This window comes from Stenotrophomonas sp. 115C5 (assembly GCF_056861055.1).
The window spans coordinates 94,904-109,260 of the sequence record NZ_JBSPUQ010000002.1; the positions used below are offsets into that span (position 1 = coordinate 94,904).

Consider the following 14,357-nt stretch of genomic DNA (forward strand, 5'->3'; position numbering starts at 1 on the left):
GGCTCCACCATGGCACGCGCACGCACGGTCGTGGTGGCTGCGATCTCGCTGGCCTACCCGGTACTGGTGTACCTGGCGATGGGCCGTTTCGAGCCACGCTGGCTGTCGCTGCTGCTGTTCACCCTGGCCTTGCTGCGCGCGCTGAGTACGCGCCAGCCGCTGTGGTGGGCCGCGGCCGCGGGCACCGGCCTGCTGGCGGTGCTGGCCACGGTACTCAACCAGGCCCTGCCACTGAAGCTGTACCCGGCGCTGGTCAATGCAGTGATGCTGGCGGTGTTTGGCACCAGCCTGCGTTTCGGCCCGCCGCTGGTGGAACGCCTGGCACGGCTGCAAGAACCGGACCTGCCAGCGTTCGCGGTGGCCTATACCCGCCGCGTCACCCAGGTGTGGTGTGGCTTCTTCGTTCTCAACGGCAGCCTGGCCCTGCTGACCGCGCTGTACGCGTCGGACCGGGTCTGGATGCTCTACAACGGATTGTTGGCGTACGTGATGATGGGCGTGTTGTTCGCAGGTGAGTGGCTGGTGCGGCGGCGGGTGAAGGCGGCGCACGCGCATGGCTGAGTGGATTGCCCTGGACCGGCTGCTGCTGGAGGCGCGGCCGCAGCGCAATGTTGGCGTCTGCGATGGCGAGGTGATCGACCACGCTCGCTTCCGCCAGCGCGTGCTGGCCTGGCGCGCGGCCTTTGCGGCCGCCGAAGGCCGTGACTGGGCCCTGTATTTCGACGATGCCGTGGCCTTTGCTGCGGCGCTGTTCGGCGCCTGGCATGCCGGCAAGCGGGTGTTCCTGGCCGCCGACAACCTGCCGGCCACGCTGCAGGTGCTGCAGCCGCAGGTGAGCGGTTTCGCAGGCGACCTGTCCGCCGATTACCGCCCGCTGGCGGCGCTGGACGCCGCGCTGGACGACGAACTGCAGGCGCTGGACGAGCGCGCCTGCGAACTGTGCGTGTTCACCTCCGGCAGTACCGGCCAGCCGAGCGCGATCAGCAAGCGCATGGACCAGCTGGCGCGCGAGGTGGATGCGCTGCAGGCCGCGTTCGGCGCGCAGCTGGAAGGCGTGCAGGTGCATGGCACGGTGTCCCACCAGCACATCTACGGCCTGCTGTTCCGCGTGCTGTGGCCACTGGCCGCCGGCCGCCTGATCCATCCACGCCGGTTCTTCCATGAAGACCTGGTAGGCGCGCTGGCCGGTACCGACACGGTGCTGGTGGCGACCCCGGCTCACCTCAAGCGCCTGCCCGAGCAGCTCGACTGGGCCAGCCTGCATGGCCGCCTGCGTGCGGTGTTCTCCTCCGGTGGCCCGCTGCCGGAAGACGCGGCGCGGCAGGTGCGGCAGTGGCTGGGCGTGGCGCCGACCGAGGTCTATGGCAGCAGCGAGACCGGCGGTATCGCCTGGCGCTGCTGGGATACCGACCTGCCGCCGTGGCAGCCGCTGCCGGGCGTGCAGTGGCGCATCGAGGACGGCTGCCTGGCGGTGGCCTCCGCGCATCTGGAAACCCCGGATTGGTGGCGTACCCAGGACCGCGTCGAAGCGTTGGCCGATGGCCGTTTCCGCCTGCTGGGTCGCGCCGACCGCATCGTCAAGATCGAAGAACGCCGCGTTTCGCTGGATGCGCTCGAACGCGCGCTGCGCGAAGACGCCGAAGTGGACGACGTGCGCGTGCTGGTCCTGCCCGGCCAGCGCGAGCAGCTGGCGGCCGTGGTGGTGCCGGCCGACCTGGCGCTGCTGGAGGGCGGTGACGCCGCGCGCCGCGCGCTGGGCCAGCGCCTGGGCGCGCGCCTGGCACAGGCACATGACGCGGTCACCCGGCCGCGCCGCTGGCGGCTGGTGCCGACGCTGCCGATCAACGCACAGGGCAAGGTCACCCAGGCGGCGCTGGCAGCGCTGTTCCAGCCACTGATGCCAGTGCCGGTCTGGGACCGCCGCGACGCCGCCAGCGCCACCCTGCGCATGACCCTCGACCCGGCGCTGCGGCCGTTCCAGGGCCACTTCCCGCAGGCGGCGATCCTGCCCGGCGTGGCGCAGCTGGACTGGGCAGTGCGTTTTGGCCGCCAGATGTTCGCGATGCCGGCAGCGTTCCTGCGCATGGATGCGGTGAAGTTCCAGCATGTGGCCCGCCCGGGCGATGAGCTGACCCTGCAGCTGGACTGGGATGCCGCACGCAACGTGCTGGCCTTCCGCTACACCTCCAGCCACGGTGTGCATGCCAGCGGCAAGGTGGTCTTCGCCGATGCGGACTGAGCCGGCCGTTGCCAGTGCCGCGTTCGCGCCACTGGTGGTGATTCCCGTCTACGACCACGAGCACGCCATCGCGGCAGTGGTCGACGGCGTGCAGGCCGCCGGCCTGCCGTGCCTGCTGGTCGATGATGGCTCGCATGAGGCGTGCGCGAATGCACTGCGCTCGCTGGCACAGCGCCAGGGCGTCGACCTGCTGCGCCTGGACATCAACCAGGGCAAGGGCGGGGCAATGCTGGCCGGTTTCGCCGAAGCCGGTGCGCGTGGCTACAGCCACGTGCTGCAGATCGATGCCGATGGCCAGCACGACACCGCTGACCTGCCACGCTTCATCGAAGCGGCGCGCGCCCATCCCGAGGCGGTGATCTGCGGCATTCCGGCCTACGACGCCAGTGTTCCGAAGGCGCGCCTGTACGGGCGCTACGCGACCCACATCTGGGTCTGGATCAACACGCTTTCGCTGCACCTGCGCGACACCATGTGCGGCTTCCGCGTGTATCCGCTGCCGGCGGTGCTGCGCCTGATCGGTGAAGAGACCATCGGCCGCCGCATGGATTTCGATACCGAGGTGATGGTGCGCCTGTACTGGCGGCAGCTGCCGGTCGAGCACCTGGCCACGCGCGTGACCTATCCCGCCGATGGCGTGTCGCACTTCGATGTGTGGCGCGACAACGTGCGCATCAGCCGCATGCATACCCGCCTGTTCTTCGGCATGCTCTGGCGTGCACCACGCCTGCTGTGGCGCCGCCTGCGGGGGCAGCACTGAGATGGCGACCGCGCAGGGTGCCCCGCACTGGGCCGACATCGGCGAATCGACGTCGGTGGCCGGCGTGCTGTTCCTGTGCTGGGTGCACCGCTGGTTCGGGCGCTGGCCGTTCCGCCTGTGCGTGTGGCCAGTGGTGGCCTGCCATTGGCTGGGCAACCGTGTAGGGCGCCAGGCCTCGATGCAGTACCTGCAGCGGCTGCAGGCGCACAGCGGCGTGCTCGGCCGCACGCCAACGCGGCGTGACAGCCTGCGCCATTTCTTCGCCTTCGCCGACACGATGCTGGACAAGATCCTCGGCCTGGGCGGGCGCTATCCGGCCGAACGCATCCACCTGCATCGTGACCTGGTGCTGGAGAAGATCGCGCGCCGCGAAGGTGGGCTGATCTTGACCGCGCATATCGGCTGCCTGGAACTGTGCCAGGTGCTGGCCGAACAGGTGCCGGGGTTCCGCATCACCGTGCTGGTGCATACCGCACATGCGCAGCGCTTCAACCGCCTGCTGCAGCGCTTGGACCCGCTGGCGGCGGTGGAACTGGTGCAGGTGACCGAGATGGGCCCGGCCACGGCGGTGATGCTGGCCGAGCGCGTGGCGGCCGGTGGCTTCGTCGCCATCGTCGGCGACCGCACGCCGGTGCAGGGCGGTCGCAGCGTCACCGCCGATTTTCTCGGCCACCGGGCGCCGTTCCCGATCGGCGCCTACGTGCTCGCCGCCGCGCTGGGCTGCCCGGTCTACACCATGGCCTGCCTGCACCAGGGCGAAGGCTATCGCGTGGCGTTTGAACAGTTCGCCGAACGCATCGTGCTGCCGCGTGGCTCACGCGATGCGGCACTGGCCGAACAGGCACAGCGCTTCGCGCGCTGGCTGGAACTCCAGGTCATCCAGTCCCCGTTGGACTGGTTCAATTTCTTCCCCTTCTGGGATCAGGCTCCGCATGACGACTGACGCCGTACCCGTGTGCCGCTTTGGCGATGCACCGTTGACCATCGAAGACGTGGTTGCCCTGGCCCAGCGCCAGTGCGAGGCCGCACTGAGCGACGCGCCGGCGTTCCGCGCGCACATCCAGCGCGGTGCCGACTTCCTTGACCGCCTGCTGCGCGAGGACGGCGTGATCTACGGTGTGACCACCGGCTATGGCGATTCGTGCACGGTGAACATCCCGCCGGCACTGGTGGCTGAACTGCCGCACCACCTCTACACCTACCATGGCTGCGGCCTGGGTCGTTACCTGGACCCGGTCGAGACCCGTGCGGTGCTGGCCGCGCGCCTGGCGTCGCTGGTGCGCGGCATGTCCGGTGTCAGCGTGCCGCTGCTGGAAGGCCTGGCCACGCTGCTGCAGCACGACGTGCTGCCGATGATTCCGGCCGAAGGCTCGGTCGGTGCCAGTGGTGACCTGACCCCGCTGTCGTACGTGGCGGCAGTGCTGTGCGGCGAACGCGAGGTGCTGTTCGACGGCCGCGTGCAGCCGGCGGCCGAGGTGCTGGCGAAGATCGGCATGACCCCGCTGAAGCTGCGGCCGAAGGAAGGCCTGGCGATCATGAACGGCACCGCGGTGATGACCGGCCTGGCCTGCCTGGCCTGGCAGCGCGCCGATTACCTGGCCCGCATGGCCACGCGCCTGACCGCGTTCAACGTGCTGGCCAGCGACGGCAACGCGCACCACTTCGACGAGACCCTGTTCGCGGCCAAGCCGCACCCGGGCCAGGGCCGCATCGCTTCGCGCCTGCGCAGCGACCTGCACAGCGAGCGTCCGCCGCGCAATGAACAGCGCCTGCAGGACCGCTATTCGCTGCGCTGCGCGCCGCATGTGATCGGTGTGCTGGAGGACAGCCTGCCGTTCCTGCGCCAGCTGATCGAAACCGAATTGAACAGCGCCAACGACAATCCGCTGATCGATGCCGATGGCGAGCGCATCCTGCATGGCGGCCACTTCTACGGCGGCCACATCGCGTTGGCGATGGACACCCTGAAGAACACCGTGGCCAATGTTGCCGATCTGCTCGACCGGCAGCTGGCACTGGTGGTCGATGCCCGCTACAACCATGGCCTGCCGGCCAACCTGTCGGCGGCCACCGGCCCGCGCGCGGCCATCAACCATGGCCTGAAGGCGCTGCAGATCAGCGTTTCGGCGTGGACCGCCGAAGCGCTGAAGCAGACCATGCCGGCCTCGGTGTTCTCGCGCTCCACCGAATGCCACAACCAGGACAAGGTCAGCATGGGCACCATCGCCGCGCGCGACTGCCTGCGCGTGATCGAACTGACTGAACAGGTGGTGGCGGCCATGCTGATCGCCGCTCGCCAGGGGCTGGCGTTGCGCGAACGGGTTGGCATGAACGCGCAGCTGCATGGCAGTCTGGCCGACATGTACGCCGACCTGGGGCAGCGCATCGCCCTGGTCGAAGAAGACCGCGCGCTGGATCGCGAACTGCGGGAACTGCTGGTGGAGATCCGCGCGCAACGTTGGGAGCTGTATGCCGGTGAATGAGGCCATCGAACGGGTTGGCGAGATTGCGTTGACCCCCGCTTTCCATGACTGCGACCCGATGAACGTGGTCTGGCATGGCAACTACTTCAAGTACTTCGAGATCGCGCGCTGCGCGCTGCTCGGGCGCTACGACTACGACTACCCGCAGATGCTCGAATCGGGCTACCTGTGGCCGGTGGTCGATGCACGGGTGAAGTATGTGCGCCCGCTGCTGTTCAACCAGGCCCTGCGCGTGGTCGCGCGCATCGTGGAATGGGAGAACCGGCTGAAGATCGAGTACGAAATCCTCGATGCGGAAAGTGGCCAGGTGCTGACCCGCGCGATGACCATCCAGGTCGCGGTGGACGCGGCCAGCAAGGAAATGCTGTACCAGTGCCCGCCGGTGCTGTGGGAACGCCTGGGAGTGCCTGCGCCGTGAATATGCTTGCCCGTCTTTCGAGCGTGCTGCTGTGCGCGCTGCTGCTGGCGGCCGCACCGCGGGTGCAGGCGGCCGACCCCGCCGTCGATGCGATCACCCAGGCGGTGGCGCGGCCCGACGTGCTGCGTGGCCAGTTCAGCCAGGAAAAACAGGTCAGCGGCTTCAAGAACCCACTGCGCTCGCAGGGCCGGTTCGTGGTCGCGCGCCAGCACGGCGTGATCTGGACCACGCTCAAGCCCTTCCCTTCTGAAGTGGTGGTCACTGCCGACCGCATCCTCAGCCGCCAGCGCGATGGCAGCACCCGCGTCGAGCTCGACGCGCGGCAGCAGCCGGCGATGCGCTCGGTCAACGCGATCATGTTCGCGCTGATGAGCGGCGACGTGCAGGCGCTGTCCAGCCAGTTCAATGTTGCTGCCAGCCGCGAAGGGCAGGGCTGGCGCCTGCGCCTGACACCGAAGTCGGCAATGCTGGCCAAGGCCTTCGAATCGCTGACCTTGCAGGGTGACCGCTATGTGCGCCAGGTGGAGATCGTCGAGGCCAACAAGGACCGTACGCAGATCCAGTTCAGCGCGTTGAGCGAGGCCCCGGCCACGCTGAACCCCGATGAGGCACGCCGCTTTGAGTGACGCCGTGGCGTTGAACGCGCCGGACCGGTTGCGGCGCTGGTGGCGTTGGCTGGGCATCGCCTGGTTGCTGGTGCTGCTGGTGATGGGCGCACAGCAGTGGCATTTGTGGAGCCAGCAATCCCGGATCGACACCGACATCCTCGCGTTGCTGCCGCAGGATGCGCATGACCGCCTGTTGAGCGATGTCACCCGCCGCATCGCCGATGGCAGTTCGCGGCAGGTGGTGGTGCTGCTTGGCAGCCAGGACGGTACCGCCGCCAAGCGCGCGCAGTCCGCGTTCGCTGCGGCCATGGCTGCCGATGCCGACAGCGCGTTGCTGGTGCCCAGTGGTTCGATCGAAGGCTGGTTCGATGAGGCGCGCGCGTTCTATGCGCCGTACCGCGACCGCCTGCTGACTCCCGTCCAGCGCAACCAGCTGCAGAACAGCGAAACCGGGGCGCTGGCCGAACAGGCGCTGGCTGCGCTGTATGGCCCGATGGGCGCGCCGCGCCTGACCGACTGGCGGCAGGACCCGCTGTCGCTGTGGCCGCAGTGGTGGCAGCAGCAGGCGCAGGGGTCGGGCCTGCGCCTGGGCGATGACGGCCTGCTCGAAGCCGAGGGCAAGCATTGGGCGGCGTTGCAGTTCGATACGCCGGGTTCAGCGTTCCAGCTCGATGGCGAGCGCCATCTTGATGGCCTGCTGGAGCGGGCCGGAAAGGCGGCCAAGGCGGCTGCGCCGTCGCTGGAGATCCTGCATGCCGGTGTGCCGCTGCATGCTGAAGCGGCGGCGGTGCAGGCCAACCAGGAAATCAACACGATCGGTTGGGGTTCACTGGCTGCGGTGCTGCTGCTGGTGTGGCTGGCGTTCCGTTCGCTGCGCCCGATCCTGCTGGTGGCCGCCTCGCTGCTGATCGGCTGCGGCGTGGCACTGGCGGTGACCGTGCTGGTGTTCGGCAAGGTACACGTGTTGACCCTGGTATTTGGTGCGTCGCTGGTGGGTGTGGCTGAGGATTACGGCATTCACTGGTTCGCCTCGCGCCAGGCTGAACCGGCCGATCGCCGCTGGAAGCTGCTGCGGCATCTGCTACCGGGCCTGTGGCTGGCCCTGCTGACCAGCGCGTTGGCCTATCTGGCGCTGGGCCTGGCCCCGTTCCCAGGCCTGCGCCAGATGGCATTGTTCTCGGTGGTCGGCCTCGCCGCCGCCTTCCTCACGGTGATCTTCTGGTTCCCGTGGCTGGATGGCGGCGAGATCCGCCAGACCCGTTTCTCGCAGTGGCTGGGCAATACGCTGGAGCGATTCCCGCGCCTGCACGGCCGCCGTCCGGTGGCGATCTTCGTGGTGGCCGCGCTGGCGCTGTCCGCGGTGGGCATCGCGCGCCTGCAAAGCAACGACGACCTGCGCAGCCTGCAGTCGTCGCCGCCGGCGCTGATGGCCCAGCAGATCCGCCTGAGCCAGCTGCTGGGCATGCCCAGCCCGGCGCAGTTCTACCTGGTGCAGGGCACCGATGCGGCGCAGCTGCTGCAGCGCGAAGAGGCATTGACCGAACGCCTGCGTGCACTGGCCGATGACAAACGCATCGGTGGCTACCGCGCCATCAGTGACTGGTTGCCCTCACCGGCACGCCAGCAGGCCGATGCCGCGCTGACCGCGAAGGTGGAACCTGGGGTGCTGTCGGCCGTGTCCGAGGCCGTGGGCGAGCCGCTGCAGCGACCGCAGTTCGCGGATGCGCCGCTTACCGCCGAAGCCTTCCTGGCCTCGCCGGCCTCGCAGCCGTTCCGCCACCTGTGGGTGGGTGAGGTCGGTGGGCAGATGATCAGCGTGGTGATGGTTGATGACCTGTCGCGCGCCGATGCCCTGGCCACGCTGGAAGGTGCCGCCGAAGGCCTGCCCGGCGTGCGCTGGGTGGACCGCACCTCTGATTTCTCCAAGCTGCTGGGCCACTACCGCAAGCTGATGGGCGGGCTGCTGCTGGTCGGCATCGCACTGGTGTTCGGTGCGCTGTGGCTGCGCTACCGCCGCCAGGCCTGGCGCGTGTTTGCCCCGACCCTGATTGCCGGCGCGCTGACCCTTGGGCTGCTGGGCCTGTTCGGCCAGCCGCTGCAGCTGTTCAACGTACTGGCACTGATGCTGCTGCTGGGCATGGGCATCGATTACGGCATCTTCCTGATCGAGCACCGTGGCGATGCCAGCGCATGGCTGGCGGTGTGCGTGGGTGCGGCCAGCACCTGGCTGTCGTTCGGCCTGCTGGGCCTGTCGCAGACCCCGGCGCTGCGCGCGTTCGGCCTGACCCTGCTGTTCGGCATCGGCCTGGTCTGGCTGATCTCGCCGCTGTTCCGGCCGCCGCCGCACGATCTGCCGCCAGCCTGAGCCCGCCTTCCGCTTTTCTTCTTTCCCTCTGATCGAGCAACAAGGACGCCCCGATGAGTACTGCTGTGGACGCTGTCGAACGCACTGAAATCCTGATCATCGGCGCGGGCCCGGCCGGCTCCGTCGCCGCGGCGATGCTGCGCCAGCAGGGCCGCCAGGTGCTGATGCTGGAGCGCCAGCAGTTCCCGCGCTTCTCCATCGGCGAAAGCCTGCTCCCGCAGAGCATGGAGTACATCGAAGCGGCAGGGCTGCTGCAGGACGTGGTCGAGGCCGGTTTCCAGTACAAGAACGGCGCGGCCTTCGTGCACGGTGAAGCACGTACCGCCTTCGATTTCCGGAAGAAGTTCTCGCCGGGCTGGGGCACCACCTACCAGGTGCAGCGCGCCGACTTCGACAACGTGCTGGCACGCGGCGCCGAGCGCATGGGAACCACGCTGCGCTTCGGTGATGAAGTGCTGTCGGTCGAACCCGGTGAACAGCCGGCGGTGAACGTGCGCCGCCCGGATGGCAGCGAATACCGCATCGAAGCCGACTTCATCCTCGATGCCTCCGGCTTTGCGCGCCTGCTGCCGCGCCTGCTGCAGCTGGAGTCGCCGTCCAACTTCCCGGTGCGCGGTGCGATCTTCTGCCACGTGCGCGACAACATCCCGGCCGAAGCGGACTTCGACCGCAACAAGATCCTGATCACCACCCACCCAGAGCACATCGACGTCTGGTACTGGACGATTCCGTTCTCCAACGGCTGCTGCTCGCTGGGCGTGGTCGCCGAGCCGTCGTTCTTCGAGCGCTACGAAGGCGACGACCTGCAGAAGCTGCAGGCCATCGTCGGCGAGGACCCCAACCTGACCGGGCTGCTGGCCAATGCCGAATGGGCGGTGCTGCCGGTGCGCCGCATCACCGGCTACTCGGCCAATGTCAGCTCGCTGTGGGGCCCGGGCTATGCGCTGCTGGGCAACGCCGGCGAGTTCCTCGACCCGGTGTTCTCGTCCGGCGTCACCATCGCCTTCAAGTCCGCGCAGCTGGCCAGCGAGTGCCTCAAGCGCCGCTATGCCGGTGAAACCGTGGACTGGGAGGCGGAGTTCTCCAGGCCGCTGCGCGCAGGCGTGAAGACCTTCCGCCGCTTCGTGGAAAGCTGGTACCAGGGCGGCTTCCAGAAGATCATCTACCACCCGCAGCAGCAGCCGGAAGTACGCAACATGATCAGTTCCATCCTGGCCGGATACGCCTGGGACACCAACAACCCGTATGTGGCCGACGAAAGCGGCCGCCGCATGCGCGTGCTGGAGGAACTGTGCAGCGCCTGATCTTCCGTACTGCGGCCCTGCTGCTGTGCCTGCTGCTGGCCGCCTGTGCCGGCCGCATGCCCAAGCCACAGGTGGAACTGCCGCCGCTGCGCCTGTCGCCGGCCAGCCTGCCGGCGCCGCTGGCGCTGCAGCAGCAGCTGCATTTCCGGTTCGGCACGCATGAGCGCGACCTGGATGCGCTGCTGGAAGCCGATGCGCAGCAGGTGCAGCTGGCGGTGCAGGCGATGGGCCAGACCGGCGTGCGCCTGCAGTGGGACGGCCAGCAGCTGACCCAGCAGCGCGCGCCGTGGTTGCCGCCGCAGGTGCGTGCCGAGCGTGTGCTGGATGACCTGCAGTTCGCGCTGTGGCCGACCGCCGCCATCGCTGCCGCGCTACCGGCCGGCTGGCAGGTCAGCGATGACGGCCAGCAGCGCAGCCTGTCGCGCGATAGCGTGGTGTGGCTGCAGCTGCAACGGCTGGACGATGGCAGCGTGCAGCTGGAGAACCGCGCCGAAGGCTATGCACTGCGCATCGAATCGATCGACATGGCCGGGCAGGACCGATGAGTGCACCGATCTACCTGAACGACCTGGGCGTGGTCTGCGCGCTCGGCGAGGGCCGCGCCGCGGTGGCGTCGGCGATGTTCGCCGATGTGCCGGGCGGGCTCAGCGACAACGACAGCCTGCTGCCGGGGCGCACCCTGGCGCTGGGAGAGGTCCGCACGCCGCTGCCGGCGCTGGAAGACCTGCCTGTGGCCCTGCGCGGGCGCAACAACGCCCTGCTGGACGTGGCGCTGGCGCAGATCGCACCGGCGGTGGCCGCGGCGATTGCCCGCCATGGTGCCGAGCGCGTGGCGGTGGTGCTGGGCACCAGCACCTCGGGCATCGGTGAATCCGAGCAGGCCCTGCGCAGCCACGCCGAGCAGGGCCAGTGGCCGCAGGGCTTCGATTACGCCCAGCAGGAAATGGGCACCGCCGCGCAGTTCGTGCGCCAGCGCAGCGGCGCAGAGGGACCGGCGTGGACCCTGTCCACGGCGTGTTCGTCCAGTGCCAAGGCACTGATGTCAGCCGCGCGCATGCTGCGCGCCGGCATCGTCGATGCGGTGATCGCCGGTGGCGCCGATTCGCTGTGCCGCTTCACCGTGGCTGGCTTCAGCGCGCTGGAATCGGTGTCGGCGGCACGCTGCAACCCGTTCTCGCAGCACCGCGCCGGCATCAACATCGGCGAAGGCGCCGCGCTGTTCCTGCTCACGCGCGAGCCTGGGCCGGTGTGTCTGGCCGGGTGGGGCGAGTCGGCCGACGCCCACCACATGTCCGCCCCGGACCCGCAGGGCCTGGGCGCCATCGACGCGCTGCAGCAGGCGCTGCTGCGCGCCGGGTGGGGCGCCGACGAAGTGGATTACGTGAACCTGCATGGCACCGCCACCGGGCACAACGATGCGATGGAAAGCCTGGCGGTCTCGCAGGTGCTGGGCAACAGCGTGCCAGCCAGTTCGACCAAGCCGCTGACCGGCCACACGCTGGGTGCCTCGGGCGCGATCGAGGCCGCGCTGTGCTGGATCCTGCTGGCCGAGAACCCGCAGCAGCAGCTGCCGCCGCACTGGTGGGACGGCGTGGCCGACCCCGCGCTGCCGGTGTTGCCGCTGGTCGCACCGGCCACCCGCCTGGCGCAGCCGCCGCGACGGGTGCTGAGTAATTCGTTCGCTTTCGGCGGCAGCAACGCCGTGCTGGCACTGGAGCGCCGATGAACACGCTGTACGCGATCGAAGACGTGGTGCCGCACCGCCAGGACATGTGCCTGCTGGAGCGCATCATCCGGTGGGACCAGGACACCCTCGAGGCCGAACTGGTGGTGCCCGAGGCCGGCCTGTTCGTGGAGAACGGCGAAGTGCCGGCGTGGGTCGGCATCGAATACATGGCGCAGGCCATCGCGGCCTGGGCCGGCTGCCGCGCACGTGCGGCCGGCAAGCCGCCGCAGCTGGGCTTCCTGCTCGGCAGCCGCCGCTACAGCAGCGCGCGCAGCAGCTTCCCCGCCGGTTCGCGGCTGCGCGTACAGGCGCGCTGCGAGCTGTTGGGTGACAATGGATTGGGGATGTTCGCCTGCCGCATCCTGGCAGGTGAGGACGAATGGGCGACAGCCAACGTGTCGGTGTTCGAACCGGCCGACGCGATGGCCTATCTGGAGAGTGGACAGGCATGACAGGGAATCGAAGCGTGCTGGTGACCGGCGCCAGCCGGGGCATCGGCCGGGCCATCGCGCTGCGCATCGCGCGTGATGGCTTCGACGTGGTGGTGCATTGCCGCAGCCGCCTGGAAGAGGCACAGGCCGTGGTGGCCGAGATCCATGCACTGGGCCAGCAGGCCCGCGTGCTGGCGTTCGACGTGGCTGACCGCGAGGCCGCACGCGCCGCGCTGGAGGCCGATGTCGAGGCGCATGGCGCGTACTACGGCGTGGTCTGCAACGCCGGCATCGCCCGTGATGGTGCTTTCCCGGCACTGTCGGCGGAGGATTGGGACCAGGTCATCCACACCAATCTGGATGGCTTCTACAACGTGCTGCATCCGCTGATCATGCCGATGGTGCGTCGGCGCAAGCCGGGCCGCATCGTCACCCTGTCGTCGGTGTCCGGGCTGGCCGGCAACCGCGGCCAGGTCAACTACAGTGCCGCCAAGGCCGGCATCATCGGTGCCACCAAGGCCCTGGCGCTCGAACTGGCCAGCCGCCAGATCACCGTCAACTGCGTGGCCCCGGGCCTGATCGAGACCGAAATGCTCAACGATGAAGTGATCGAGCACGCGCTCAAGCTGATTCCCGCCGGCCGCGTCGGCCGCCCCGACGAAGTGGCGGCCACGGTGGCGTTCCTGCTGTCCGAGCCGGCCGGCTACATCACCCGCCAGGTGATCTCGGTGAACGGGGGCATGCTCTGATGGCCGCCGATCGTCGCGTGGTGGTTACCGGTGCTGCCGCCATCAGTCCGCTTGGCCACGACTGGCCCACCATCGAAGCGCACCTGCGCAGCTGCCGCAATGCCGTGCGCACGATGCCCGAATGGGATGTCTATGCCGGCCTGAACACCAAGCTGGCCGCGCCGGCGCAGGACTTCGAGCTGCCGCCGAACTACAACCGCAAGACCACCCGCTCGATGGGCAAGGTCGCGATCATGTCGGTGCGCGCCACCGAGGTGGCGCTGCGCGAAGCCGGCCTGCACGAGCATCCAGTACTGCGCAGCGGCCGTACTGGCGTGGCCTACGGCTCCTCGTCCGGTAGCCACGAGGCCACCGGCGAATTCGGCCGCATGCTCAACGAATTCACCACCGAAGGCATCAGTGCCACCACCTACCTGAAGATGATGAGCCACACCGCGCCGGTCAACATCGGTGTGTTCTTTGGATTGTCCGGGCGCGTCTACACCACCTCCAGCGCCTGCACCTCGGGCAGCCAGGGCGTGGGCGCGGCCTATGAAGCGATCCGCAGCGGCAAGCAGACGGTGATGGTGGCCGGCGGTGCCGAGCAGCTCGATGCCACCGCTGCGGCGGTATTCGACACCCTGTTCGCCACCAGCGTGCGCAACGATGCGCCGCAGACCACGCCGCGCCCGTTCGATGCCGGCCGCGATGGCCTGGTGCTGGGTGAGGGCGCCTGTACGCTGATCCTGGAAGACCTGGAGCACGCGCAGGCGCGCGGTGCCACCATTCTTGCCGAGGTGGTCGGCTACGGCACCAACAGCGACGGCCAGCACGTCACCCAGCCCAGTGCCGACACCATGGCCCAGGCCATGCGCCTGGCGCTGGAGGATGCAGGCCTGGAGCCGGCGCAGATCGACTACGTCAACGCCCACGGCACCGCCACCGATCACGGCGACATCGCCGAGACCCAGGCCACCGCGCAGGTGTTCGGCAGCCGCATGCCGATCAGCTCGCTGAAGAGCTATGTCGGCCACATGCTCGGCGCCTGTGGTGCGTTCGAGGCCTGGATGAGCATCGAGATGATGCGCGCTGGCTGGTTCGCGCCCACCCTGAACCTGGCCGAGGTCGACCCGCGCTGTGGCCAGCTCGACTTCATCACCGGCCAAGGCCGCGAACTGCAGGCCGAGTACGTGATGAGCAACAACTTCGCCTTCGGCGGCATCAACACCTCGCTGGTGTTCCGTCGCTGGCGCGAGTGATCCACCGCCCCACCGCCGCTGTTCCCGCAACCTACC

14 protein-coding genes are annotated in these 14,357 nt (G+C 68.8%); all 14 read left to right on the top strand.

The window, feature by feature from the left end; all coding sequences use genetic code 11:
- The first annotated feature begins 9 nt into the window (after window positions 1-9).
- From AC13FN_RS03865 to AC13FN_RS03930, 14 genes are read left to right on the top strand one after another with little or no spacing between them, the layout of a single operon-like run.
- On the top strand, window positions 10-561 hold the full coding sequence (locus AC13FN_RS03865) for a COG4648 family protein (protein ID WP_010482325.1): 552 nt from the start codon (window positions 10-12) through the stop codon (window positions 559-561).
- Window positions 554-2,239, top strand: a complete 1,686-nt coding sequence (locus AC13FN_RS03870; RefSeq protein ID WP_197638490.1) for an ApeI family dehydratase — start codon at window positions 554-556, stop codon at window positions 2,237-2,239. The genes AC13FN_RS03865 and AC13FN_RS03870 overlap by 8 nt, the downstream gene beginning before the upstream one ends.
- Window positions 2,229-2,999, top strand: a complete 771-nt coding sequence (locus AC13FN_RS03875) for a glycosyltransferase family 2 protein (RefSeq protein WP_197645413.1) — start codon at window positions 2,229-2,231, stop codon at window positions 2,997-2,999. The genes AC13FN_RS03870 and AC13FN_RS03875 overlap by 11 nt, the downstream gene beginning before the upstream one ends.
- A gap of 1 nt (window position 3,000) precedes the next feature.
- Window positions 3,001-3,942 carry an LpxL/LpxP family acyltransferase gene (locus AC13FN_RS03880; RefSeq protein WP_197645412.1) on the top strand — a complete coding sequence of 314 codons (942 nt, stop codon included), beginning with the start codon at window positions 3,001-3,003 and terminating at the stop codon, window positions 3,940-3,942.
- Window positions 3,932-5,482 carry an HAL/PAL/TAL family ammonia-lyase gene (locus AC13FN_RS03885; protein WP_482984544.1) on the top strand — a complete coding sequence of 517 codons (1,551 nt, stop codon included), beginning with the start codon at window positions 3,932-3,934 and terminating at the stop codon, window positions 5,480-5,482. Before AC13FN_RS03880 ends, AC13FN_RS03885 begins: the two co-directional genes overlap by 11 nt.
- Window positions 5,469-5,900 carry an acyl-CoA thioesterase gene (locus AC13FN_RS03890; RefSeq protein WP_005411603.1) on the top strand — a complete coding sequence of 144 codons (432 nt, stop codon included), beginning with the start codon at window positions 5,469-5,471 and terminating at the stop codon, window positions 5,898-5,900. Before AC13FN_RS03885 ends, AC13FN_RS03890 begins: the two co-directional genes overlap by 14 nt.
- Before the next feature lie 2 nt (window positions 5,901-5,902).
- The gene (locus AC13FN_RS03895; RefSeq protein WP_482984603.1) at window positions 5,903-6,526 is read left to right on the top strand and encodes an outer membrane lipoprotein carrier protein LolA; all 624 of its coding nucleotides are present in this window, start codon (window positions 5,903-5,905) and stop codon (window positions 6,524-6,526) included.
- Window positions 6,504-8,873 carry an MMPL family transporter gene (locus AC13FN_RS03900; protein ID WP_238794414.1) on the top strand — a complete coding sequence of 790 codons (2,370 nt, stop codon included), beginning with the start codon at window positions 6,504-6,506 and terminating at the stop codon, window positions 8,871-8,873. The genes AC13FN_RS03895 and AC13FN_RS03900 overlap by 23 nt, the downstream gene beginning before the upstream one ends.
- 53 nt (window positions 8,874-8,926) lie before the next feature.
- Complete coding sequence (locus tag AC13FN_RS03905; RefSeq protein WP_106549972.1) at window positions 8,927-10,177, top strand: NAD(P)/FAD-dependent oxidoreductase; 1,251 nt, start codon at window positions 8,927-8,929, stop codon at window positions 10,175-10,177.
- Window positions 10,165-10,722 carry a DUF3261 domain-containing protein gene (locus tag AC13FN_RS03910; RefSeq protein WP_197645411.1) on the top strand — a complete coding sequence of 186 codons (558 nt, stop codon included), beginning with the start codon at window positions 10,165-10,167 and terminating at the stop codon, window positions 10,720-10,722. Before AC13FN_RS03905 ends, AC13FN_RS03910 begins: the two co-directional genes overlap by 13 nt.
- Complete coding sequence (locus AC13FN_RS03915) at window positions 10,719-11,903, top strand: beta-ketoacyl-ACP synthase (RefSeq protein ID WP_482984545.1); 1,185 nt, start codon at window positions 10,719-10,721, stop codon at window positions 11,901-11,903. Before AC13FN_RS03910 ends, AC13FN_RS03915 begins: the two co-directional genes overlap by 4 nt.
- Window positions 11,900-12,355, top strand: a complete 456-nt coding sequence (locus AC13FN_RS03920) for a hotdog family protein (protein WP_054172804.1) — start codon at window positions 11,900-11,902, stop codon at window positions 12,353-12,355. Before AC13FN_RS03915 ends, AC13FN_RS03920 begins: the two co-directional genes overlap by 4 nt.
- On the top strand, window positions 12,352-13,083 hold the full coding sequence (locus AC13FN_RS03925) for a 3-ketoacyl-ACP reductase FabG2 (RefSeq protein WP_006401885.1): 732 nt from the start codon (window positions 12,352-12,354) through the stop codon (window positions 13,081-13,083). The genes AC13FN_RS03920 and AC13FN_RS03925 overlap by 4 nt, the downstream gene beginning before the upstream one ends.
- On the top strand, window positions 13,083-14,321 hold the full coding sequence (locus tag AC13FN_RS03930) for a beta-ketoacyl-ACP synthase (RefSeq protein ID WP_049435978.1): 1,239 nt from the start codon (window positions 13,083-13,085) through the stop codon (window positions 14,319-14,321). The genes AC13FN_RS03925 and AC13FN_RS03930 overlap by 1 nt, the downstream gene beginning before the upstream one ends.
- Window positions 14,322-14,357: the final 36 nt, after the last annotated feature.